22 protein-coding genes are annotated in these 21,028 nt (G+C 70.4%); 10 read left to right on the top strand and 12 right to left on the bottom strand.

Features of this window, described 5'->3' with window-relative positions; translation table 11 throughout:
* Positions 1–89 precede the first annotated feature (89 nt).
* Positions 90–746: a Crp/Fnr family transcriptional regulator gene (locus ACFPIJ_RS13155; RefSeq protein WP_380115022.1), complete on the bottom strand. Its 657-nt coding sequence runs from the start codon at positions 744–746 to the stop codon at positions 90–92.
* The gene (locus ACFPIJ_RS13150) at positions 743–2,650 is read right to left on the bottom strand and encodes an adenylate/guanylate cyclase domain-containing protein (protein WP_380115021.1); all 1,908 of its coding nucleotides are present in this window, start codon (positions 2,648–2,650) and stop codon (positions 743–745) included. The genes ACFPIJ_RS13155 and ACFPIJ_RS13150 overlap by 4 nt, the downstream gene beginning before the upstream one ends.
* A 150-nt stretch (positions 2,651–2,800) precedes the next feature.
* Here ACFPIJ_RS13150 and ACFPIJ_RS13145 point away from each other — a divergent pair, with 150 nt between their 5' ends.
* The 6 genes from ACFPIJ_RS13145 (at position 2,801) to ACFPIJ_RS13120 (ending at position 7,298) form a co-directional block, all read left to right on the top strand.
* Positions 2,801–3,514, top strand: a complete 714-nt coding sequence (locus ACFPIJ_RS13145) for a hypothetical protein (protein ID WP_380115020.1) — start codon at positions 2,801–2,803, stop codon at positions 3,512–3,514.
* Between the two features lie 16 nt (positions 3,515–3,530).
* Positions 3,531–4,109, top strand: coding sequence for a DUF6529 family protein (locus tag ACFPIJ_RS13140; protein WP_380115019.1), 579 nt, complete (start codon positions 3,531–3,533; stop codon positions 4,107–4,109).
* A 17-nt stretch (positions 4,110–4,126) separates the two neighbouring features.
* Entirely contained in the window at positions 4,127–4,618 is a 492-nt protein-coding gene (locus ACFPIJ_RS13135) for a Rieske (2Fe-2S) protein (RefSeq protein WP_380115018.1), read from the top strand.
* Positions 4,619–4,776: 158 nt separating this feature from the next.
* Positions 4,777–5,688, top strand: a complete 912-nt coding sequence (locus tag ACFPIJ_RS13130) for a hypothetical protein (protein WP_380115017.1) — start codon at positions 4,777–4,779, stop codon at positions 5,686–5,688.
* A 12-nt stretch (positions 5,689–5,700) separates the two neighbouring features.
* Positions 5,701–6,210: a SigE family RNA polymerase sigma factor gene (locus ACFPIJ_RS13125; protein WP_380115016.1), complete on the top strand. Its 510-nt coding sequence runs from the start codon at positions 5,701–5,703 to the stop codon at positions 6,208–6,210.
* Positions 6,207–7,298 (top strand): hypothetical protein, encoded by a 1,092-nt coding sequence (locus ACFPIJ_RS13120; protein ID WP_380115015.1) that lies wholly within the window; start codon positions 6,207–6,209, stop codon positions 7,296–7,298. The genes ACFPIJ_RS13125 and ACFPIJ_RS13120 overlap by 4 nt, the downstream gene beginning before the upstream one ends.
* Here the strand turns inward: ACFPIJ_RS13120 and ACFPIJ_RS13115 are convergent.
* Complete coding sequence (locus ACFPIJ_RS13115) at positions 7,286–7,768, bottom strand: alpha/beta fold hydrolase (protein ID WP_380115014.1); 483 nt, start codon at positions 7,766–7,768, stop codon at positions 7,286–7,288. The genes ACFPIJ_RS13120 and ACFPIJ_RS13115 overlap by 13 nt on opposite strands.
* 188 nt (positions 7,769–7,956) lie before the next feature.
* On the opposite strand from ACFPIJ_RS13115, the gene ACFPIJ_RS13110 reads away from it, so the two are divergent.
* On the top strand, positions 7,957–10,836 hold the full coding sequence (locus ACFPIJ_RS13110; protein ID WP_380115013.1) for a carbohydrate-binding protein: 2,880 nt from the start codon (positions 7,957–7,959) through the stop codon (positions 10,834–10,836).
* 57 nt (positions 10,837–10,893) lie between these two features.
* Here ACFPIJ_RS13110 and ACFPIJ_RS13105 read toward each other — a convergent pair whose 3' ends face one another.
* Genes ACFPIJ_RS13105 through ACFPIJ_RS13095 form a run of 3 tightly spaced genes read right to left on the bottom strand, consistent with a single transcriptional unit; the run spans position 10,894 to position 14,047 of the window.
* Positions 10,894–12,330: a sensor histidine kinase gene (locus ACFPIJ_RS13105; RefSeq protein ID WP_380115012.1), complete on the bottom strand. Its 1,437-nt coding sequence runs from the start codon at positions 12,328–12,330 to the stop codon at positions 10,894–10,896.
* Positions 12,327–13,022 carry a response regulator transcription factor gene (locus ACFPIJ_RS13100; protein ID WP_380115011.1) on the bottom strand — a complete coding sequence of 232 codons (696 nt, stop codon included), beginning with the start codon at positions 13,020–13,022 and terminating at the stop codon, positions 12,327–12,329. The genes ACFPIJ_RS13105 and ACFPIJ_RS13100 overlap by 4 nt, the downstream gene beginning before the upstream one ends.
* 17 nt (positions 13,023–13,039) lie before the next feature.
* Positions 13,040–14,047: a hypothetical protein gene (locus ACFPIJ_RS13095; RefSeq protein WP_380115010.1), complete on the bottom strand. Its 1,008-nt coding sequence runs from the start codon at positions 14,045–14,047 to the stop codon at positions 13,040–13,042.
* 3 nt (positions 14,048–14,050) lie between these two features.
* Here ACFPIJ_RS13095 and ACFPIJ_RS13090 point away from each other — a divergent pair, with 3 nt between their 5' ends.
* Complete coding sequence (locus ACFPIJ_RS13090; RefSeq protein ID WP_380115009.1) at positions 14,051–14,365, top strand: hypothetical protein; 315 nt, start codon at positions 14,051–14,053, stop codon at positions 14,363–14,365.
* On the opposite strand, the gene ACFPIJ_RS13085 is transcribed toward ACFPIJ_RS13090, so the two are convergent.
* From ACFPIJ_RS13085 to ACFPIJ_RS13065, 5 genes are all read right to left on the bottom strand, one after another.
* The gene (locus tag ACFPIJ_RS13085; protein ID WP_380115008.1) at positions 14,362–14,511 is read right to left on the bottom strand and encodes a hypothetical protein; all 150 of its coding nucleotides are present in this window, start codon (positions 14,509–14,511) and stop codon (positions 14,362–14,364) included. The two genes, ACFPIJ_RS13090 and ACFPIJ_RS13085, sit on opposite strands and share 4 nt — an antisense overlap.
* 43 nt (positions 14,512–14,554) lie before the next feature.
* A complete protein-coding gene (locus tag ACFPIJ_RS13080; RefSeq protein WP_380115007.1) occupies positions 14,555–14,836 on the bottom strand; it encodes a hypothetical protein in 282 nt (93 codons plus the stop codon).
* 31 nt (positions 14,837–14,867) lie between these two features.
* Positions 14,868–16,502: a sodium:solute symporter family protein gene (locus tag ACFPIJ_RS13075; RefSeq protein ID WP_380115210.1), complete on the bottom strand. Its 1,635-nt coding sequence runs from the start codon at positions 16,500–16,502 to the stop codon at positions 14,868–14,870.
* 207 nt (positions 16,503–16,709) lie between these two features.
* On the bottom strand, positions 16,710–17,087 hold the full coding sequence (locus ACFPIJ_RS13070; RefSeq protein WP_380115006.1) for a response regulator: 378 nt from the start codon (positions 17,085–17,087) through the stop codon (positions 16,710–16,712).
* On the bottom strand, positions 17,084–19,693 hold the full coding sequence (locus ACFPIJ_RS13065) for a hybrid sensor histidine kinase/response regulator (protein WP_380115005.1): 2,610 nt from the start codon (positions 19,691–19,693) through the stop codon (positions 17,084–17,086). The genes ACFPIJ_RS13070 and ACFPIJ_RS13065 overlap by 4 nt, the downstream gene beginning before the upstream one ends.
* A 133-nt stretch (positions 19,694–19,826) precedes the next feature.
* Here ACFPIJ_RS13065 and ACFPIJ_RS13060 point away from each other — a divergent pair, with 133 nt between their 5' ends.
* Positions 19,827–20,054 carry a hypothetical protein gene (locus ACFPIJ_RS13060; RefSeq protein ID WP_380115004.1) on the top strand — a complete coding sequence of 76 codons (228 nt, stop codon included), beginning with the start codon at positions 19,827–19,829 and terminating at the stop codon, positions 20,052–20,054.
* A 48-nt stretch (positions 20,055–20,102) separates the two neighbouring features.
* Here the strand turns inward: ACFPIJ_RS13060 and ACFPIJ_RS13055 are convergent, their stop codons facing one another.
* Positions 20,103–20,483: a TraR/DksA family transcriptional regulator gene (locus tag ACFPIJ_RS13055; protein WP_380115003.1), complete on the bottom strand. Its 381-nt coding sequence runs from the start codon at positions 20,481–20,483 to the stop codon at positions 20,103–20,105.
* 142 nt (positions 20,484–20,625) lie between these two features.
* On the opposite strand from ACFPIJ_RS13055, the gene ACFPIJ_RS13050 reads away from it, so the two are divergent.
* Positions 20,626–21,009 carry an ATP-binding protein gene (locus ACFPIJ_RS13050; protein ID WP_380115002.1) on the top strand — a complete coding sequence of 128 codons (384 nt, stop codon included), beginning with the start codon at positions 20,626–20,628 and terminating at the stop codon, positions 21,007–21,009.
* Positions 21,010–21,028 lie beyond the last annotated feature (19 nt).

Raw genomic sequence — 21,028 nt, 5'->3', positions numbered from 1 at the left:
CGCGAGAGACTAGGGGGTCCCAGTTACCCGTAAAGATCAACAATGGGGTATGCGCATATATGGAAGGGTCGAAGCAAGGGTGAACCCAGCTATTGAGCGCGGTCTCTCAATGCAGCGAGGTCATGGACGATCACGTGCAGTCGACCGGTCTGGATCCAGCCCTCTTCACGCAGCGTGCGCAATGCCTTGGTGACGGCCTCCCGGGACGATCCGGTCCAGCCCGCGAGCTCGTCCTGCGACAGCGGCAGGCTGATCCGCAACCCTTCCTCCGTCTGCTCGCCGAAGCGCTCCGCGAGCTCAACGAGCCGCGCCGCGACCCGTCCGGTGGTGTCGTAGGCGCCGAACTCGATTCGCTTGCGGTCCGCGTCCCGGACCCGGCGGATCACCTCCCGCATGAGCAGCATCGAGACGCGGGCGTGGCCCAGCAGGTACCGCTCGAACTCCGGCGTCGGCACGGCGAGCGCGGTCACCGGCTCCAGCGCGGTGACGGTCGCCGACATCGGGCCGCCGTCGACGGCGGAGAACTCGCCGAGCAGTGCGCCGGGCCCGCGCACCGCCAGGACCACCTCGGTGCCGGAGGCGGTGTCGGAGGAGACCTTGACCCGGCCGACCTTGAGGATGATCACCGACTCGGAGCGGCTCGCCTCGCGGTAGATGACCGCGCCGCGCTTCCACTGCCGACGGTGCCCGGCCGCCTCCATGGCGGCCTGCTCGTCGGCGTTCAAAAGCTCGTAGAACTCGGTCACGACGACAAAGTCTCCACCACATATGCCCGGACTGTCTGTCGGCGACCTTTCACTTCGAGGTCGCCGAGGGGGGTCGCGACCACGTCGCGGAGCGCGTCGAAGGTGGCACCGCCGATGACGACCTGGCCCGGCTCGGCGATCGTCTGCAGCCGCGCCGCGACGTTGACGGCGTCGCCCATCGCGTTGAAGCCGCGCAGCAGCTCGCTGCCGATGTTGCCGACCAGCGCCGGGCCGGTGTTGGCGCCGACCCGGAAGCGCGGCCAGCCGGGGTGCCCGGCCGAGATCACGCGGACCGCGTCCTGCATCTCCAGGGCGGCCCGGACCGCCCGCGTCTCGTGGTCGTCCTGCCGGGCGGGCGCGTTGAACAGCGCCAGCAGCGCGTCGCCGACGAACTGCACGATCGTGCCGCCGTTGTCGAGGATGCAGGGCACCGCCACCCCGTGATAGCGGTTGAGCATCTCGACGATCTCGCCCGGCTCGACCGCCTCGGAGAAGGTCGTGAAGCCGCGCAGGTCGGCGAAGAGGGCCGTCACGTCGACCAGCTGCCCGCCGAGCGCCGCCTGGTCGGGGTCGGCGAGCAGGGCGGCCGCGACGTCCGGTGACATGTACTGGCGGAAGAGCGTGGACAGCTCGCCGTAGAGCCGCGAGTTCTCCAGGCCGATCGACAGCTGGTTGGCGAGGGTCGCGCGCAACTCGGGCCGGCCGGTGGCGGGAATCCGCACGCCGCCGGCGGCCTTGCCCTTCACCGTGAGCGGCAGCACGTCGGACCCGGTCACGCCGACAACGCCGCCGGAGACCAGCCCGATCTCGACGTCACCGAACGACGGCCGGACCGCCTCGACCGCCGAGCGCAGGAACTCCTCCTCGCCCGCGCCGACGCGGGCCTGCTCGCCGACGGTGACCAGGGCGCCGAGCCGGCCGGACAGGTCCCGCTCGGCGAGCAGCGCGGCGGCGGCCCGGTCGAGGACCTCCGCCTGCTTCTCGGTAAGGCCGAAGCGCTCCGCCATCCGCGCCGCGAGCCGCTCCGGCCGGCCCCCCGCCTCCGACTCCTGCAGCGCGGTGACGAGCTCCTCGAGCGCCGTCTCGTACTGCGCCCGGATCCGCCGGGTGGTCTCGGCGACCGCGATGCCGTCGAAGAGGCCGGCCGCACTGCCCTCGCGCCGGTACTGCACGTAGGCGGAGTACCCGACGAAGAGGAACGCGGCGGTCAGGATCAGGTGCCACTCCCACCACGACAGCCGCCACTTGTCGGCCAGGGTCACCGCCAGCATCGCCTCGGCGAGCAGCACGAACGCGGTCACCACGGACATCAGGACCACGCCGGGAGCGCGCCGGTACCGCAGATAGAAGCGCACCGCGGCGACCAGGTACAGCGCGACCGCCGCGTAGGAGGCGAAGACCATCGGGCCCTCGACGTCGCGCACCTGGGTCTGCCGGTTGAGCGGCGGCAGGTCCAGCACCGACAGGACGACCCAGGCGAACAACACCAGCGCCAGGAGGGGTCGCAGGGCGAGCTGCCACCGCGTGATCCCGGCCGGCAGTCGCAATGACGACACCAGCGCGAGCACCGAACCGATGATCAGGCCGACCGCCATCGCCATGTCGAAGCCGGCGTTGGGGTGCGCGATGAGGACCTTCGGCGTGGCGAGCGCGTGTGCGAAGAGGAAACCAGCGCCGGCCAGGAACACCAGCGAGACGAGGAACAGCCGCCCGTCCTGGCGCCGGTGCGCGGCGACGCTCATCGCGGACCCGACCGCGATGTTGACCACGGCGACGGTCAGGACCAGCCAGAAGTGCGTGTCGTGGTGCTGCCAGATCAGATCGGCACCGGGCCGGGTCAGCAGCAGCCACAGCCCGGCGAGGGGCAGCGCGAGGTGGGTCGCCCACACGAGGACACGAGGCATCGAACGCACCATTCCTGGACTGGTCAGCTGGTCACTTTGGCGACATTGCAGCAGTTGCGTTGTGCGTCTTTGGACGCAGACACCGTACGCCAACCTCGGTCTCATATTCAGCGAAGCACCTGATGGTGCGATCACCTGTGGGAGTCACCGATGAAGTTCAAGGCACCGCTCATCACACTCGGCGCCGGACTTGTGGTTGCCGGCGTCCTTTACACGCTCAACGTCGACCTCAGCAACGATGTCGAGAAGAACAACGCGGCGGCGAACCAGACCGCCACCGCCGCGGCACCGGCCGCCCCGGCCTCCACGCAACCGGCGGCGGACCCTCCGCCGAGCACCGCCCCCACCTCCGGCGCGCCCGCCGGCGACGGCAGCGGCAACGCCGCCCAGCAGGGCACGGTCACCTATGCCGGGTCGGTCGACGGCGGGGCGGCGTCGCTCGCCATCGTCGTCAACAACGGCAAGGCGATCGCCTATGTCTGCGACGGCAAGAAGGTCGAGGCGTGGCTCAACGGCACCATGGCCAACGGAAAGGTCGACCTCAAGGGCACCACGGGGAGCCTGACGGGCACCTACGGCGGCGGCCAGGTCAAGGGCAACGTCACCGCCGGCACCAAGTCGTGGGGCTTCACGGTCAAGACGGCGGCCCCGCCGTCGGGCCTGTACCGCTCGGCAGCGTCGCTGCGCAGCAAGCTCGACGCCAGCTGGGTCGTCCTGCCGGACGGCAAGCAGGTCGGCGTCCAGCGCAAGAACGGCGAGTTCTCCGAGGCGCCGCCCTTCGACGTGAACAGCAGGACCGCCACGGTCGACGGGACGCAGGTCCCGATCGAGGCGGGCAACCCCAACGCCAGCTCCGGTTACTGAGAGGAGAGCCGTCACCATGTCCCCGGATGAGACCCAGACCGCTCCGGTCATCCAGCCCACCAACCCGAAGACGGCCGCGACCCTCATCGTGCCGGTGCTGGTCGCCTGTTTCGTCGCCGGCGGCCTCGGCGTCTACGGCAAGCTGCACGAGCCGACCGGCATCGCGGTGAACGTCGCGGGCTTCTCCAGCCCGCAGACGGTCAAGGTGTGGCTCGCCACGCTCGCCTTCGTGCTCGCGATCGTGCAGCTGTTCACCGCGCTCGTCATGTACGGCAAGATCCCGCTGCGCAACGCGTCCTGGCTCGGCGGGGTGCACCGCTGGTCGGGGCGCCTGGCGTTCATCGCGTCGATCCCGGTGGCCCTGCACTGCCTCTACGCCCTGGGCTTCGCCGACTACGACACCCGGGTGCTCATGCACTCGCTGCTCGGCTGCTTCTTCTACGGCACCTTCGCCGCGAAGATGCTGATCCTGGCCAAGAAGGGCGTGCCCGGCTGGGCGCTGCCGCTGTTCGGTGGCCTCGTCTTCACCGCGTTGTCCGGCCTGTTCGTCACCTCCGCGCTGTGGTTCTTCACCACATTCGGCGTCAAGATCTGAAAGGGAATCGAAGAACCATGAGCAACACGACTCGACGATCCCTGCTGACCGGCGCCGGTGCGGTCGGGCTGACCGCGGCCCTCGCGGGTTGCGCGGCCTACGGCGACACCGGCACCTCCTCCGACGGTGCCGCGCCCGCCCTGGCGGGCGGCGACACCGGCACGGCCGGCGCGACCGGCGGCGGCACCCCGGCCGGTGAAGGCGGTGGTGGTGGCGGTGGTGGTGGCGGCTTCGCGAAAACCTCCGACATCCCCGTCGGCGGCGGCAAGATCTTCGAAGACCAGAAGATCGTGGTGACCCAGCCGACCGCCGGCCAGTTCAAGTGCTTCACCGCGGTGTGCACGCACGCCGGCTGCGTGGTGGGAGACGTGTCCGGCGGCACCATCAACTGCCCGTGCCACGGCAGCAAGTTCAAGGTCGCGGACGGGTCGGTCGCGAACGGCCCGGCCAGCAAGGCGCTCAAGGCCGTCGCCATCAAGGTGAACGGCGACTCCATCGCCAAGGCTTGACTCCCACAGGGTCAGCTGCCCAGGTCGCGTCCGCGGTGGACGTGACCTGGGCAGCTGGCTGTCCGGCGAAGATTCTTCCGGATTCGTGTAACCCGATCGGCGGGCTGCGGCGTTTATAGCGGTCACTGGGACACACCACACGGAAGGAACCACCGCGCATGCGTCGCATCGCCCGCGTCCTCGCCGCTGCCACCTTCGCCGCCGGGCTTGCCGCCTGCCAGGCTCAGCCGCCCGCCGCCGTGCCGGGCACCACTGCGGGCACCGCTGCGAGCCGGACGCCCCAGGACAAGGCGCCGCCGCCGTTTCCCGGGAAGCTGTCGGTGCTCACGTTCGACACCGGCAAGCCGATGAGCCTCGCGCGCGGCGGCAAGGCCGTCACGTTCGGCCTCCGGTACCCAGAGGACATGCTGGCGCGACCGTCGTTCGACGGGCAGCGCCTCGCCCTGATCAGCACCCCCGACGCCAGCAAGGTCGCGCCCGGCTCCCTGGTCGTCGTCGATGTCGGCGGCGGGCGGCACGTCCTCGCGGACCACCTCCCCTGGGGTGGCGGCGTGGCGCCGACCTGGACCCCGGACGGCACGGCGGTCATCCACGACGGCGTCCGTTACGAGGTCTCCGGGAAGTCGCATGCTTCGGCCGGGCTCGGCCATGCCAGCTACCTGGTGTACTCCGTGAACGGCGGCGCACTGGCGTACGCCGGATCGGAGACGTCGATCGAGGTGCGACCCACCGGCGGCGCGGCGCGCAGCGTCGACATCTCGGCATTGCCCGGCTGCGACACCGCCTGCCCGTCCGCCGTGCAGGCGATCTCCGACAGCGGCGACTTCGTCGCGCTGGGCCGCAGCAACACCGACCCCGGCCACACCACCTCGACCACACTCGTCGTGGACACCCGGACCGGCCGGCCCGTCGACCTCGGCACGCGCAGCGGGCTCCAGCACGTCTGGTTCCCCACCGGGGGCGGCGCGATCGTCGCCGACGCCAAAGGGCTGCACGTCCTCGACGCCACCTGGCACGAGACCGGCACCTTCCCGGCGCCCGGCGCCGGCCAGCTCTTCTACACCGCGTAGGTTTCCGCCGCGATGGAACAGGACGAGCAGGACTTCGAGGCCTTCTACCGGGCCCGGACCCCGGCGCTGCTGCGCACGGCGTATCTGCTGACCGGTGACCGGCACCTCGCCGAGGACCTGGTGCAGGACGCCCTGGCCCGCACGCACCGGGCCTGGCGGAAACTGCGCGACGGTGGCAACCCCGAGGCGTACGCCCGGCAGGTCATGTACCACCTGCAGGTCAGCCGGTGGCGCCGCAAGCGCGTCGCGGAGTCGCTCCCCGGCGACCTGCCGGAACGCCGCGACGGCCGCGATCAGGCCGGCGACGCGGCAAGCAGGCTGGCGCTGCGACAGGCACTGCTGACCCTGCCGACCCGACAGCGCGCGGCCCTGGTGCTGCGCTACTTCGAGGACTACAGCGAGGCGGACGCCGCCGAGCTGCTGGGCTGCCGGATCGGCACCCTGAAGAGCCACACGTCCCGCGGTCTGGCGGCGCTGCGCAAGGCGCTGCCGGACCTGGCGACGGAGGGGATGTTCCGATGAACCTGCACGATCAGTTCGACGACCTGGCCGGCGAGATGACCGGCACCGACCTCGCCGACCTCCGCAACCGGGTGGACCGCACCTCACGGCGGCTGCGGGCCCGCCGGATGATCGCCACGTCCGCCGCCGCGGTCGCGGTGGCGGTGGCGCTGACGGCCGGCGCGGCCGTGCTGCGGCCCCAGTCCGGCGACACCCGCCCGGACGTGGTGCCGGGTGCCACCGTCACCCCGCCGTCCGCGACACCCTCCACCCCGCAGTCCGCGCCACTGGTCACGGCGCCGTCCACTGTGGACTCGATCCCGGGCGGGTTGTCGTTCCTGACCCTGAAGGCCGGCCGGCCGATCGAGCTCCTGCGCATCGTCGACGGCACTCCGATGAAGGTCACCTTCGGCACCGCCACCAGCAAGGACATGTACGCGACGCCCGCACCGGACGGGACCCGCCTGGCGATCAACACGTCGCCGAACCGGGATCAGATCGCCCCCGGTGACCTGGTCGTGGTCAGCGAGGGCGGGGCCCGCAGGACGATCGCCCGCGACGTCAGGTGGGACGGTGGCAACACCGCCGTCTGGACCCCGGACGGCACGGCCCTGATCGCGGGCGGCGTCCAGTACGACGCCACGACCGGCGCGAGCCGGTCCTTCCACGACAAGCCGCAGTACCTGGCCTACTCGCCGGGCGGCAGCACGATCGCCTACGTCCATCCGACCCAGCCGAACGCCGTCAAGGTCACGAAGGTGGACGGCAGCTCGCCGCGCACGGTGTCCGTCGCCGGCCAGGAGGAGTGCGACCGCACCGCCGGCTGCCCGACCTCGGTCCAGGCGGTCTCCGATGACGGCCGCTACGTGGCGCTGGGCCTCGTCAACAGCGACCCCAGCCACGTGTACCAGACGGCGCTGGTCTACGACACGGTGGCGAAGAAGCGCCTGTCGCAGCTGGGCACGTTCGAGCATGCCTTCTTCCGCGCGGACGGCGCGATCCTGGTCACCGCGACCCAGGTGAAGGTGCTCGACCAGGCGTGGAAGGTCGTGCACACCTACCCGGTGCCGGCGCACGGCGCCGACGCGGTCGTCTTCTACCGGGCCTGAGCCGCGCGGCCGTCCTCCAGGAAGGCGATCAGTGTCTCGGTGAACGGGGGCCCGTCCGACCACAGCACCAGGGTCGGGCGGGCCGGCGGCGGCAGCGCGACGGTGTCGATGACGACCAGGCGGTCGATCTTCGTCGGGTGTTCCGCCGCCAGCCGGGCCGCCACGTGCCCGCCGAGGTCCTGACCGACGACGGAGAAGGCGTCGTGGCCGAGCGAGAGCATCAGGGCCAGGCAGTCCAGGGCCATCTCGTGCTCCAGGGCCGGCCATGCCTCGTCGGTGGTGCGCACCGAGCCGCCGTAACCGCGCAGGTCCGGCCGGACCACGGAGTGCCCGGTGGCGAGCGCCAGGGCGAGTTCGTCCCAGACGTCCAGCGTGCCGGCGTGGCCGTGCAGCAGCAGCACCGGCGGGCCACTGCCCTCGCGGCGGACGCGCAGGGTCACGTCCCACAGGTCGATCCGGTCATCGAACACCCCCATTCCATACCCAACCGGCATCGACCCGCCGCTCGTACCCCCCGCAAGAGTGAACGCAAAACCTCAACTTTTGTCGATATAGAAGAAAGTCTGTTGCTTCTGAACGAAAGACGCTACTGTCTGGCGCACATCGATGTCCTCCAGTCGGCGGGAGGCCATCGAGCCGCCCGCTCACAGGAGGTCCGGTGACACACCCCCACCGCCGACGATGGACCGTCGGTGCCTCAGCCCTGGCCCTGATCGTATCGAGTTTCGTCAGTGTCGCGACGTTCGCGACCGTCGAGGCCGCCGCCCCCACCCCAGCGGCCGCCGCCCCACCGCCCGCCAGCGACTTCGAGAAGGTCAAGCTCGACGGCGGGCTCACCATGGGTGAGCCGATCGAGCTGGCAGTCCTGCCCGACGGCAAGGTCATGTACATCAACCGGGGCACCACCGCCGGTGGCGGTCAGGTCCGGCTGTACAACCCCACGACCCAGTCCACGACCGTGGCGCTGACGCTCCAGCTGGACGCGCGCTTCGAGGACGGCCTGATCGGCATCACGCTGCACCCGCAGTTCGCCACCAACCGCTGGGTCTTCATCTTCTACTCGCCGAAGGTGACCCCGCTGGTCAACCGGATCTCCCGGTTCACCTTCAACGCCACCACCAACGTCCTCGACCCCGCCAGCGAGGACATGATCATCGAGTGGCCCACCGAGCGGAACCTGTGCTGCCACTCGGCCGGGTCGATGACCTGGGACACGAACAACAACCTGTACTTCGCGGTCGGCGACAACACCAACTCCGGCGGCGACTCGGCCGGCATGGCGCCGATCGACGAGCGGACCAACCGCGACCCGCAGTACGACGCCCAGCGCACCTCGGGCAACACCAACGACCTGCGCGGAAAGATCAACCGGATCCACCCGGAGAGCAACGGCACCTACACGATCCCGTCCGGGAACCTCTTCGCGCAGAGCGCGCAGACCCGCGGCGAGATCTACATCATGGGGACCCGCAACCCGTACCGGATCTGGGTCGACACCAAGGCGAACAACACCCTCTACTGGGGTGAGGTCGGCCCCGACGCCGGTGCCACGGTCGCCAACCGCGGGCCGGCGGCCTTCGACGAGTTCAACCGGGCGAGCGGGCCGGGCAACTACGGCTGGCCCTACTGCGGCGGCCCGAACGTGGCCTACAACGACTGGGACTTCGCCGCCAACGCACCGCGTGGCTGGTTCCCGTGCGGCGGCAGCACCGGGCCGGTCAACAACTCGCCCCGTAACACCGGCCTGCAGCAGCTCCCGCCGACCAAGCCGGCGCTGGTCTGGGAGCAGCACGGCGGCAGCGTGCAGTGGCCGCAGTTGGACAGCCCCGGTGGCTGTGGATCACCGAACCACACCGAGGTGTACCACTACGACCCCAACCTCAACTCGTCGGTGAAGTGGCCGCAGTACTACGACAACAAGTGGATCATCTCCGAGTACTGCCGCAACTGGGTGAAGATGGTCAACTTCGACAACGGCAACCCGGCCACCGGCAACCCGGTCTCGGGCGGCATCGAGCCGGTCAACGCCGGCACGCCGTTCGTGCACCCGATCGACTGGCAGTTCGGCCCCGACGGCTCGATGTACATGCTGGAATACGGCAGCGGCTACTTCTCCGGCGCTGCCGACGCCGGCCTGTACAAAATCAACTACGTCCAGGGCGGCCGGTCGCCGATCGCCAAGGCCACCGTGAACAAGGACAACGGTCTCGCGCCGCTCGCGGTGACCTTCTCCAGCGCGGGTTCCAGCGACCCCGACGGCGACACGATCACCTACGCCTGGGACTTCGACAACAACGGCACGACGGACTCGACGGCGGCCAACCCTTCGTACACGTACACCACCAACGGCGCGAAGCAGGCCCGGCTGACGGTGCGCGACCCGGCCGGACACACCGGCACCACCCTGGTCCCGATCACCGTCGGCAACAACCGCCCGACCGTCACGATCTCCGGGGTCCCGGCGGGCGGCATGTTCGACTGGAACGACAACTTCACCGTCACGGCCTCGGCCACGGACCCGCAGGACGGCCCGATCGACTGCTCGAAGATCGTGATCGCGGTCGCCCTCGGCCACCAGGAACACGCCCACGACGAGGGCGCCGGCACCGGCTGCTCCGCCACCTTCAACACCGGACCGGTGCACGCCGGACCGGACTCGGTGCTGTTCTTCGTCGTGCGTGCCACCTACACCGACAACGGCGCCCCGGGCTCGGCGCCGCTGACCGGCTCGTCGGAGTTCACGCTGTGGCCCAAGTACTGGCAGGCCGAGCACTACGTCTCGCTCTCCGGCCCGCAGGTCATCACGGCGGCCGCGGCCGACGGCGGCAAGCGGCTCGGCGACATCCAGTCCGGTGAGAGCGTCCGGCACCACGCGGTCTCGCTGAAGAACATCACCGGCGTCAAGGCCCGGGTCTCCTCCGGCGGTGGCGGCGGCACGGTCTCCTTCCGCTACGACTCACCCACCGGCACCGAGGTCGCCCGCCTCACGGTGCCGAACACCGGCGGCTGGGAAACGTACGCCGAGGTCAGCGGCCCCGTCACCAAGCCCGACGACGGGACGCACGACCTGTACATCGTGTTCACCGGCGGCACCGGGGCGATCCTGGACCTGGACAGCTACACCTTCACCGGCTCCGGCATCGGCACGCCCGGCGCCCGGACCGGCCCGCTGACGGCGCTCGGCAAGTGCGCCGACATCAACGCGAGCCAGACCGCCGACGGCACCAAGGTCCAGATCTACGACTGCAACGGCACCGGCGCCCAGCAGTGGACGGTCAACGCCAACGGCACCCTCACCGGCCTGGCCGGCAAGTGCCTCGACGTGAAGGCCAGCGGCACCACGAACGGCACGCTCGTGCAGCTTTACACCTGCAACGGCACCGGCGCCCAGCAGTGGGTGATCGAAGCGAACAACGCGATCCGCAACCCCCAGGCCAACAAGTGCCTGGACATCCCCGCCTCGACGACCACCAACGGCACCCAGTTGCAGATCTACGACTGCAACGGCACGGGCGCCCAGACCTGGACGCACCCGTAGGCAGTTCTCATGATCCGGAAGACCTTGCACACCCCTGGGTACACAGGGTCTTCCGGATCATGGAATGACGGCGAGTGGGAGGGTGACGCGGAAGGCGGCACCCTCTCCCGGCGCGGTGCGCAGGGTGACCTCTCCCCCGTGGGCCGTGACCAGGGCATTCACGATTGACAGGCCCAGCCCGGAGCCGCCGAGCGCGCGGGTCCGGCTCGGGTCGGTGCGGTAGAAGCGCTCGAACACCCGGCCGGCGTCCTCCTGCGTCATGCCCGGTCCGTTGTCGGCGACCTCGAGCACCGCGTTGCGCCCCTCGGTGCCCACGTAAACGGTGATCTCGGTGCCCGCCGGGGTGTGCGTGAGGGCGTTGGTGATCAGGTTCTGCAGCACCTGGCGGAGGCGGGCCTCGTCGCCGAGGACGATTGCCGGTTCGACGTCGTCGTCTTCGCCGGCCTGGGTCCGTAGGCGCAGCCGGTGGTCGTGCGCGGTGACCCTCGCGTCGATGAGCGCGTCGGTGGCCAGGGCGAGCAGGTCGACCGGCTTCTTGTCGAGGGGGCGCTGCTGGTCCATCCGGGCGAGCAGCAGCAGGTCGTCGACGAGCAGGCCCATGCGGGTCGCGTGGTGCTCGATCCGCCCGACGTTGTCGTCGGCGCGGCCGGACTGGCGGTGCAGTTCGGCGAAGCCGCGGATCGACGTGAGTGGGGTGCGCAGCTCGTGGCTGGCGTCGGCGACGAACCGCCGCATCCGCTCCTCCGACGCGAGCGCGGCCTCCTCGGAGGCCCGGCGCTCCTCGAACGCGGTCTCGATCTGGCCGAGCATTGTGTTCAGGGCCGTCGACAGGCCGCCGACCTCGGTCCGCGGGTCCGCCTCCGGTACGCGTCGCGTCAGGTCACCCGCCGCGATCGCCTCCGCGGTCTGCTCGACCTCCACGAGGGGGCGCAGGCTGGAGCGCACCAGCAGGTACGCCACCACGGCAAGCACCAGCAGCACCCCGCCGCCGACCCCCACGGTCACCCAGAGCTGCCGCAGGACGGTGCCGTCGATCTCGTCCTCGCTCAGTGCGACCAGGACGTATCCATCGGGGCCGCGGGCGAGCAGGACGCGCCAGTCGTGGCCGTTGGCTTTGGTCGACGGCACGGTGAAGAAGGGACCGGGACCGCTCAGGTCGTTGATGTTGGTCGGCAGCTTCGGCTCCGCCTGGTCGGCCAGCGGCTCGAACTCCGACCTGGTGATGGTGCCGTCGGCGGCGATGCACGCGGCCCAGTAGCCGCTGGGCAGCGCCGGGCCGCGGCGGCCGTATGGGCCCGTCGACGTCTTGGGCTGGCCCGAGGAGGTGCAGCCACCACCCGCCCGTGGCGCTGTCTCCGTGAGCTGGTTGCGCAGCTTGTCGTCCAGATAGTTGCGGGTGCTGTAGAGACCGATGCCGCCGGTGATGGCGAGCGCGACGGTGAGTAGCAGGAGCATCAGGGCCACGAGCTTGACCCGCAGCGGCCAGGCCCTCATGTCCGTGGCAGCCGCAGCGAATAGCCGACCCCGCGCAGCGTCTGCAGCAGGCGCGGCTCGGACGTGTCGATCTTCTTGCGCAGGTAGGACACGTAGGACTCGACGACGCCGGCGTCGCCGCCGAAGTCGTACTGCCACACGTGGTCGAGGATCTGCGCCTTGGACAGCACCCGGCCAGGGTTGGTCATGAAGTACCGCAGCAGCTTGAACTCCGTCGGCGACAGCTGGACCTCCTGGCCCGTCTTGAACACCTCGTGGGTGTCCTCGTCGAGCTCGATGTCGGCGAAGGTCAGCCGGGACGACGGGGCCGCGGCGCCGCCGGCCGGGTCGGCGACGCGGCGCAGCACGGCCTGGATCCGGGCGAGGATCTCCGAGAGGCTGAACGGCTTGGTGACGTAGTCGTCGCCGCCGAGGGTCAGGCCCTTGATCTTGTCCTCGGTGGCGTCGCGGGCGGTCAGGAACAGCACGGGCACCCGGGTGCCCTCGCCGCGCAGCTTGCGCAGCACCTCGAAGCCGTCGAGCTCGGGCATCATGACGTCGAGCAGGATCATGTCGGGGCGGAAGCGCCGCGCCTCCTCCATCGCCTGCCGGCCGCTCGTGGCGCTGGCCACGTCGTAGCCGTGATACTTCAGGCTCGCGGACAGCAGCTCGACGATGTCCGGCTCGTCGTCGACCACAAGCAGCCGCGTCATGATTCACTCCAAGTTCGTCAGATTTCCCCTGTCAACGTCGAGACTGCCGCCGTTTGCTGACCGCCGGTTGCGGTTTCCCTGAAAACCAGCTGTGAACGCGCTGCACCAGCTCCGAGGAGCATCGCCAGCAACACGGGAAACTCCAGGTACGCGTGGTATGAGGCAAATGCGCTGTACAGCGCCCGGCCCGACGCGTAGTCGATGAAGAACAGCACGGCGAGGAAGCCACCCAGGCCGGCCCCGAGGGCCCAGGCCCGGGATCCGCGCAGCCACGGCACCCGCGCCTCGAACGCCCGGGCCGCGGCAGGGGCGTGCCGCGGCAGGAACCAGACCCACACGAAGTAGTGCATGGTCTGCAGGAACGCGAACACCACCAGGAACCGCGCACCGACCACGGCGGAGGATGCCGGCGGCGCGCTGAGCGCCATGATCTTCGCGGGGTCGCCGGCGAAGGCGGCCACGGTTGAGGCCGACACCCCCGACACGTCGAACGCGCCGAGCAGGACGGCGAGCGGCAGCACGAGCACCCAGCCGACCTGGATCGACCGGAACCAGCGCCGGGTCACCGGAGGCAGCGCGGCGGCCCACTCCCACAGGAAGAACAGCGGCACCACGTTGTGCAGGTGCGCGAGGACCACGAAGTGGTAGCCGGGCCAGGACAGGGACACCGCGGCGGCGACGGCCAGGACCGTGCCGGCCGCCCCGAGCAGCCACCCGCGCAACGCGTGCGCACAGCCGGCGGCCAGGACCGCGTAGCCGACCAGGATCTCGGCGTCGCGGGCGGGCTGGCCGACGAACATCGCCGCGATCCGGCAGAGCACGATCGCGCTGATCAGCGCGAACAGGACGGCCAGGAAGCGGCCGTTGAGCACCGGCGCGAACCGGCCGGTGACGTAGCGCAGCTCCAGGACGTTGTGCAGCACCCCGAACGCGATCAGCCCCAGCACGGTCGTTGCGAGGGGCGCGCCGAGCGCGGCGGCCAGGGCGGCGGCGGCCGCGAACAGGAACGGCAGCGTTACCTTCATGCGGTGATCCCGGCGCTGCTGCTGACCCTGGCCGTCGAGGTGCCGCTGTACGTGCTGGCGCTGACGGCGCTGCGGCTCGCCACGCCGGCGAGGGCGGCGCTGCTCGGCGTGGCGGTGAACCTGCTGACCCACCCGGTGCTGTGGTGGCTGCTCGCCCCTCGTCCGAGCGCCGGGCGGCTCTGGGGTGCGGAGGCCGCGGTCGTGGTCGTGGAGGCCGCGGTCCTGCTGCTGGCCTGCCGCCGCGATCCGGCGCTGCTGCTGGTGACGAGTCTCGGGGCGAACGCCGTGTCGGTGCTCATGGGGCTGCTGCTGCTCTAGTACCGGCGGTTCTTCGTCCGGCGGACGAGCCAGACGATGAGCACGGTGAGCGCGGTGACGAACGCGACGCAGACGAGCGCGACAACAATGGCGGTGCCGGCCAGGAACTCGGGTTCCGGCGCGGCGTCGGCAAGCACGATCTTCATGCCGCGCAGTGTGCACCGCCGTGCCGGAACCCGGTACTGGCTGTTACTCCCGAATCTCGTCCGCCGGGGGGATGTCGCTCGGCGGCGGCGGTTCGGCCGGCCGCCACCACTGCCAGAACAAGAACAGCAGCCCGAGGGCGAGCATCCCCAGGCCGATCCAGAGGTTGATCCGGACCCCGGCGGCCTTCTCGATCTCCTCCGGCGAGTCGAAGATGCCGACGATCGTGACGATCACGCCGTACACGGTGAAGAGCCCACCGATCACACGGCGGACGTCGAACAGTCGGGCCGCCCTGGCGGTCTCCGCTTTCGTCTGGTCAGACATGTGCAGACGCCTCTCAAACTCCGGCAAACCGCTACAGGAACGGCAGGTAGAACGCGAAGGCCAGGATCAGCGCGCCGACCCCGAGCAGGATCGGTGAGCGGTACCAGGCCTGGTCACCGGCGACGGCACCGGCGGTCAGGTCGTGCCGGCCGATGCCGTGCACCAGGCCGCTCAGCTCCTCGTCGGTCTTGCTGGTGGTGAAGAGCGTGACGACGACGGAGACGATGGCGACGGTCACGAACGCGATGCCGGCGCCCCAGAACGACTCGTCCAGGTCGGAGCCGAACGTGAACCAGCCCCACCACTTGTAGCCCGCGTAGACGGTGAACGACGCGAGCGTGCCGCTGAGCAGACCCCAGAAGCCCGCCCAGGCGGTCATCCGCTTCCAGAACATGCCGATGATGAACGCCGCGAACAGCGGGGCGTTGAACAGCGAGAACAGCGCCTGGATGTAGTCCATGATGTTGCTGTAGCCGGACGCGATGAACGCGGTGCCGATGCCGATGATGACGCCGACGACCGTGATCCAGCGGCCGATGCGCAGGTAGTAGCCGTCGGGCCGGTCCTTCTTGACGTACTCCTGCCAGAGGTCGTACGTGAAGACGGTGTTGAACCCGGAGACGTTGGCCGCCATGCCCGCCATGAACGACGCCAGCAGACCGGTCACCGCGATGCCGAGCACCCCGTTGGGCAGGAATTCGCGCATGAGCAGCGGGATGGCGTTGTTGTACTGCAGGTCGCCCTTGTCTGCGCCGAGCCCCTCGACCGTGACCAGGGCGACCAGGCCGGGGATGACGGTGACGAACGGGATGACGAGTTTCGGGTAGGCCGCGATGATCGGCGTACGGCGGGCGGCGCTCATGTTGCGGGCCGACAGGCCGCGCTGGACCTCGGCGAAATTCGTCGTCCAGTAGCCGAACGACAGCACGAACCCGAGGCCGAACACGATGCCCCACCACGACGCGCCGAGCGGGTTGTCGCTGCCGCCGGTGTCGGCCCAGGTGTGCAGGCCGGCCTCGCCGAGCGCCGTGTTGCGGACCGCGTCGAACAGCCCGTCCATCCCGCCGACCTTGACCAGGCCGATGATCGCGATCGGCAGCAGACCGGCGATGATCACGAAGAACTGCAGGACCTCGTTGTAGATGGCGCTGGAGAGACCGCCGAGGGTGATGTACGCCAGGACGATCGCCGCCCCTACCACGATCGCGGTCCACAGCGGCCAGCCGAGCAGCGCCTGCATGATCAGCGCGAGGGCGTACAGGTTCACGCCGGCGATGAGCACCTGGGCGAGCGCGAACGACAGCGCGTTGAGCAGGTGGGCGGGCCGGTTGAAGCGGCGCCGCATGTACTCCGGGACGCTTCTGACCTTGGAGCCGTAGTAGAAGGGCATCATCACGATGCCGAGGAACACCATGGCCGGCACGGCGCCGATCCAGTAGTAGTGGACCGTCATGATGCCGTACTTGGCGCCGTTGGCGGCCATGCCCAGGATCTCCAGCGCGCCGAGGTTGGCGGAGATGAAGGCGAGACCGGTGACCCAGGCCGGCAGCGAACGCCCCGACAGGAAGAAGTCGGCGCTGTTCTTGATGGAGCGGCGGGCGGCGAGACCCACCCCCAGGACGGTGATGAAGTAGAGCGACAGGAGGACGTAGTCCAGCGCGTCCATCTGTAGGCGTAGACCTTCGGCGAGAGTCTGCACCCGTTCCTCCCCTTTGACGACGAGTGAGCGTCATCTCACCTACCCCCGGGTAGGTGACGCTCAAACCGTCGATTTCAAAGTCAAAGGCCGCCGACCCGGCGCTCCGCTGCGCTCCGACCGTCGATTTCAAAGTCAAAGGCCGCCGACCGGCGCTCCGCTGCGCTCCGACGCCGGTCAGGAAGGGAGATGGCTGGCGAGAACCTTCAATAGGTCCTGAGCCCCGTACGGCTTGTCGAGGAAGGCGTCACAGCCCGCGTTCATCGCGGCGGCCCGCTCGTGCGGCAGCACGCTCGCGGTCAGGGCGATGACCTGCGGCCGGTCGGGCTGCGTGCTGAGGTCCGCGGCGAGGCTGAGCCCGTTGCCGTCGGGCAGGTTCACGTCCAGGAGGATCACGTCGACCGAGGTCTCCGTGAGCGCGTCCCGGGCCCGCTGCAGGCTGCCGGCCTCGACCAGCTCGACCTCGCGGATCACGTCGTCGGTGGCGCGGGCCAGGATCGCCCGGACCAGGACCCGGTTGAGCTCTTCGTCCTCCACCAGCAGCACCTTGCTCATTTCGTCGCCTCGTTCCCCCGCGCATCGGACAGTGTGCTGGCCAAGGCGGCCAGGTCGACCCACTCGCGGACGCCGTCGGACGCGGCGGCGCTGCGGGGCATGGTGCCGATGACCTTGCCGGTCAGGCGGACCCGGTCGGCGTCGGACAGGTCCGGCTCGGTCAGCGCCAGCACCGGGATCCCCCGGGTCGCCGGGTCGCCCTCCAGCCCGGCGAGCAGCGCGAAGCCGTCGACGTCGGCCATCTGCAGGTCGCAGATGATCAGATCGAAGCGGCGGTCGCGGGACAGGCGCAGTCCTTCCGGCCCGTCGTCGCAGGTGACCACGTCGATGCCGCCGTCTCGGAGGTGCTGCTCGACCACCTGCCGGGTCTGATCGTCGCGGTCGACCACGAGCACCGAGGCGGCCTCGTTGCCCGCCGGCACGACGTGCCGGGCCAGCTGCGCCAGCAGCAGGTCGTGGTCGACGGGCTTGACGAAGAAGTCCGTGGCGCCGAGCGACATGCCGGCCTTCCGGTCGTCGATGATCGTGGCGAAGAAGACCGGGATCCCGCGCAGCGAATCCTCGTGCTTCAGCTCCCGGATCACGTCCCAGCCGTCGAGGCCGGGCATGACGACGTCGAGCAGGATCGCGTCGGGCACCCAGGCCCGCGCGGCCGTCAGGCCCTCCTCCCCGCCCGGCGCGACGCGCACCTGGTAGCCGGCCGCGGCGAGGTAGGTCATGAGCAGTTCGGCGGCGCGGGCGTCGTCGTCGATGATCAGCACCCGGCCGCGGGCGGCGCCGGCCGGCCCCGCCACCGGGAGCGCGGCGGGCGCGGCGGCGGGCATGTCGGCGGTCGCGTCCGGCAGCCGCACGGTGAACCGGCTGCCCTCGCCGAGCGAGGACTGCAGGGCGATCGACCCGCCGTGCGCCTCGACCAGCCGCCGGGTCAGCGCGAGCCCCAGCCCGGTGCCGGCCTGCCGCTGCGCGGCGCTGCCGACCTGCTGGAACTCCTCGAACACCCGGGCGTGGTCCTCCGCGGCGATGCCGACCCCGCTGTCAGCCACGCACAGCGCGACCTCGCCGATCTCCTGCGCGGCGCTCAACGCGATCCGGCCGCCCTCGGGCGTGAACTTGATCGCGTTGGACAGCAGGTTGTCCAGGATCTGCCGGAAGCGCAGCGGGTCGGCGCGGACGGCCACCTGCGGCACGTCGATCACCACCTCGAGGCCCTTGCGGTCGGTGAGCGGCCGCAGCCCGGTGATCACCTCGTTGACCGCGACGTCGAGGGCGAGCGGCTCCGGGTTGAGCTCCAACCGGCCGGCCTCGACCTTGGCCAGGTCGAGGATGTCGTTGATGAGGCCGAGCAGGTGCCGGCCGCTGTTGTGGATGTGGTCGACCCAGTCGGCGGGCACGGTGCGCCGGTCGCCGTCGGGGTGCTCGGCCCGCATCAGGTCGCTGAACCCGATGATCGCGTTCAGCGGGGTCCGTAGCTCGTGGCTCATCCCGGCCAGGAAGTCGCTCTTGGCCTGGCTGGCGTGGGTGAGCGCGTCGACGGACTCGGCCAGCTGCTCGGTCAGCCGGCGCTGCTCGGCGAGGGTGGTGCTGCGCTCCGCGAGGGCCTGCGCCTGGCCGCCGAGCACCGCCGTCAGGCGCAGGTCGTCGGCGGTGAACAGGGCCTGATAGCGGTCCAGCAGCAGCACGGCGCCGCACTCGTCCGCGGACAGGGACAGTTCCAGCGCGGTGACGAGCCGGGCGCCGGTCGCCCGCGCGTAGTACGTGGCGAGCGCCGGTGCGGGCCGACGGGTCGAGCCGGCCGAGACCGGCTGCCGGGCGGCGAGCAGCAGCGCGAGGTCGCGGTCCGTCAGCTCCGGCATCGGGCCGTGCGGCAGGCTCGCACCGGACCGGCAGACGGCCGCGACCTGCTCCAACCGGCGCCCGCGCGCCGTGCGCACCAGCACGACCGCGTCGGTGCCGGTCGTCTCGTGCACCACCTGGACGAACCGGCGCCACACCTGGGCGGTGCTGACGGCCGACGGCAGCCGCTGGAGGTCTTCGGTCGCCTCGTACCAGACGGTGGCCGACATCACCCGGCGCAGCCAGGCGGGCGGCATGAACGCGATCAGGTAGCCGACCGCGGACATGAGCGCGACGATCCGCCCGGTCGGCGCGAGCCAGCTCCTGGCGCTCGGCAACAGCGCGGCGCCGGTGTACAGCATCAACATCATCACCACGAACGCATAGGTCGCCACGGCGGCGAGGCGCAGCCGGGCCCTGGCCGCACCGGACCGCCGCTGCGCACCGATCAGCAGGTAGGTGCCGGCGATCACCTCGGTCACGGTGAACGTGCCGGAGGCCAGCAGCAGGTAGCCGACGTTCAGCGGGCGCGGCGCCGCGGCGACGGCGACGATGCTCGCCATCAGCGAGATCAGCAGGGTCCGGTCGAGCCAGGCCGGCACGTGCCGCAGCCGGGCGGTGAGCCGCAGCGTCAGGTACGGCTGCAGCATGAGCAGCGCGGTCGTGCTGGCGCTCACCGCGGACGGGAGCGGTGCCCCGAGGATCTGGCGCACCAACGCGTTGACGCAGACCGCCACGGACGGCAGGAAGATCAGCGTGATGGCTCGTTGCATCGAATCCCGGGTGGCGAGATACCCCCCGAGCGCGCGCAGGAACACCGCAACTACCAGCAGTGCTGTGACTAGAGTTATCATCCGACTACGCCCCGTAACAGTTGGACGGGACTCACTCTAGCCAGGGGGACGGATGGGCGCGACGGAACCGGCCGACGAGCTCGCCCTGCTCCGGGCGGAGGTCGCCGACGGCACCCATGACCTTTCCAACGCTCTGGGCGCGATCCTCAACTATGTGGCATTCCTGGCCGAAGACCTCGGCGACAACCCGGCGGCCGCGGACTACCTGCCGCACCTGCAGAATGCCGCCCATCGGGCATTGGGCGTTGTCGAACGGTTGAGCGCGAGCGGCGCCCGCTGAGATTTCCAGCGGCGTCCGCTGAGGTTTCCAGCGACGCCCGCTGAGGTTCTAGCGGCGCTCGCTGAGGCTCTTGCAGCGCACGCACAGCGTGGCCGACGGGAACGCCGTCAGCCTCGCCACCGGGATGTCCTCGGAGCAGCGCTCGCACCGGCCGTAGGTGCCGTCGTCGAGCCGCTCCAGCGCCCGCTCCACCTGGTCCATCCTGGCCCGGATCGACAGTGCCAGGGCGAACTCCTGATCCCGGCTGAACGCCTTGGTGCCCAGGTCGGCGACGTCGTCGCCGGCGTCGACCACGCCCGCGAGCGTCATCTCGGCAACCGCTTCGGCGTGCTCCGCGGCGAGTTCCTGGTGCCGCGCGCTCAGCGCCGAACGAAGGTCCGAGGAGCGCTGCGCACCACCGGCAACCGTCATTTCTGGTTGAACGAGCATCCTGGCCCCCTGTAGTGGTGCTGACTCGCGTGCGATTGGCTTCCGGTGTGCCCACCACGAAGGGTGCGCAAACCTGACTCATCCCCGACAGTGGCCGTGGCGTCACTGTTCAACGGGGGCACAAACGGGCACCATGGGATACGTGTCCACCGTCGAGCCCGACACCTCCGAGGTCACCGTCGAGGTGCCGGCCGGTGCGGTCCGGCAGGCCAGGGGCGTCATCACCCGCACCCTGACCGCCTGGGGCCTCACCCACCTCACCAGGTCCGCGGTGATGGTCGGCCACGAACTCGTCGCCAACGCACTGCGCCACGGCATCCCGCCGGCGGCCCTGCGCCTGCGCCGCACCGAGGGCGCGGTGCTCATCGAGGTCGGCGACGGCAGCACGGCGCTGCCCCGGATCGCCGAGATCGACAACGAGACCAGTGTCTCCGGCCGGGGCATGTTCATCGTGTCGCGGCTGGCCCGCGCCTGGGGCGTCCGCCCCCTCCCGACCGGCAAGGTCGTCTGGGCCGAGCTGGCCTGACAGTCCAGTCGTCAGCCGG

Source organism: Dactylosporangium cerinum (assembly GCF_042653625.1).
Classification (GTDB): Bacteria; Actinomycetota; Actinomycetes; order Mycobacteriales; family Micromonosporaceae; genus Dactylosporangium; species Dactylosporangium cerinum.
This window is presented reverse-complemented; position numbering and strand designations above follow the sequence as displayed.

What these genes read in the sequence shown, in the direction of transcription:
- ACFPIJ_RS13150 (WP_380115021.1), bottom strand. Translation starts at nt 2,650, where the DNA reads ATGCCTCGTGTCCTCGTGTGGGCGACCCACCTCGCGCTGCCCCTCGCC.
- ACFPIJ_RS13070 (WP_380115006.1), bottom strand. Translation starts at nt 17,087, where the DNA reads ATGAGCAAGGTGCTGCTGGTGGAGGACGAAGAGCTCAACCGGGTCCTG.
- ACFPIJ_RS13080 (WP_380115007.1), bottom strand. Translation starts at nt 14,836, where the DNA reads ATGTCTGACCAGACGAAAGCGGAGACCGCCAGGGCGGCCCGACTGTTC.
- ACFPIJ_RS13120 (WP_380115015.1), top strand. Translation starts at nt 6,207, where the DNA reads ATGAACCTGCACGATCAGTTCGACGACCTGGCCGGCGAGATGACCGGC.
- ACFPIJ_RS13055 (WP_380115003.1), bottom strand. Translation starts at nt 20,483, where the DNA reads ATGCTCGTTCAACCAGAAATGACGGTTGCCGGTGGTGCGCAGCGCTCC.
- ACFPIJ_RS13100 (WP_380115011.1), bottom strand. Translation starts at nt 13,022, where the DNA reads ATGACGCGGCTGCTTGTGGTCGACGACGAGCCGGACATCGTCGAGCTG.
- ACFPIJ_RS13125 (WP_380115016.1), top strand. Translation starts at nt 5,701, where the DNA reads ATGGAACAGGACGAGCAGGACTTCGAGGCCTTCTACCGGGCCCGGACC.
- ACFPIJ_RS13130 (WP_380115017.1), top strand. Translation starts at nt 4,777, where the DNA reads ATGCGTCGCATCGCCCGCGTCCTCGCCGCTGCCACCTTCGCCGCCGGG.
- ACFPIJ_RS13085 (WP_380115008.1), bottom strand. Translation starts at nt 14,511, where the DNA reads ATGAAGATCGTGCTTGCCGACGCCGCGCCGGAACCCGAGTTCCTGGCC.
- ACFPIJ_RS13105 (WP_380115012.1), bottom strand. Translation starts at nt 12,330, where the DNA reads ATGAGGGCCTGGCCGCTGCGGGTCAAGCTCGTGGCCCTGATGCTCCTG.
- ACFPIJ_RS13095 (WP_380115010.1), bottom strand. Translation starts at nt 14,047, where the DNA reads ATGAAGGTAACGCTGCCGTTCCTGTTCGCGGCCGCCGCCGCCCTGGCC.
- ACFPIJ_RS13140 (WP_380115019.1), top strand. Translation starts at nt 3,531, where the DNA reads ATGTCCCCGGATGAGACCCAGACCGCTCCGGTCATCCAGCCCACCAAC.
- ACFPIJ_RS13075 (WP_380115210.1), bottom strand. Translation starts at nt 16,502, where the DNA reads ATGGACGCGCTGGACTACGTCCTCCTGTCGCTCTACTTCATCACCGTC.
- ACFPIJ_RS13135 (WP_380115018.1), top strand. Translation starts at nt 4,127, where the DNA reads ATGAGCAACACGACTCGACGATCCCTGCTGACCGGCGCCGGTGCGGTC.
- ACFPIJ_RS13065 (WP_380115005.1), bottom strand. Translation starts at nt 19,693, where the DNA reads ATGCAACGAGCCATCACGCTGATCTTCCTGCCGTCCGTGGCGGTCTGC.
- ACFPIJ_RS13145 (WP_380115020.1), top strand. Translation starts at nt 2,801, where the DNA reads ATGAAGTTCAAGGCACCGCTCATCACACTCGGCGCCGGACTTGTGGTT.
- ACFPIJ_RS13060 (WP_380115004.1), top strand. Translation starts at nt 19,827, where the DNA reads ATGGGCGCGACGGAACCGGCCGACGAGCTCGCCCTGCTCCGGGCGGAG.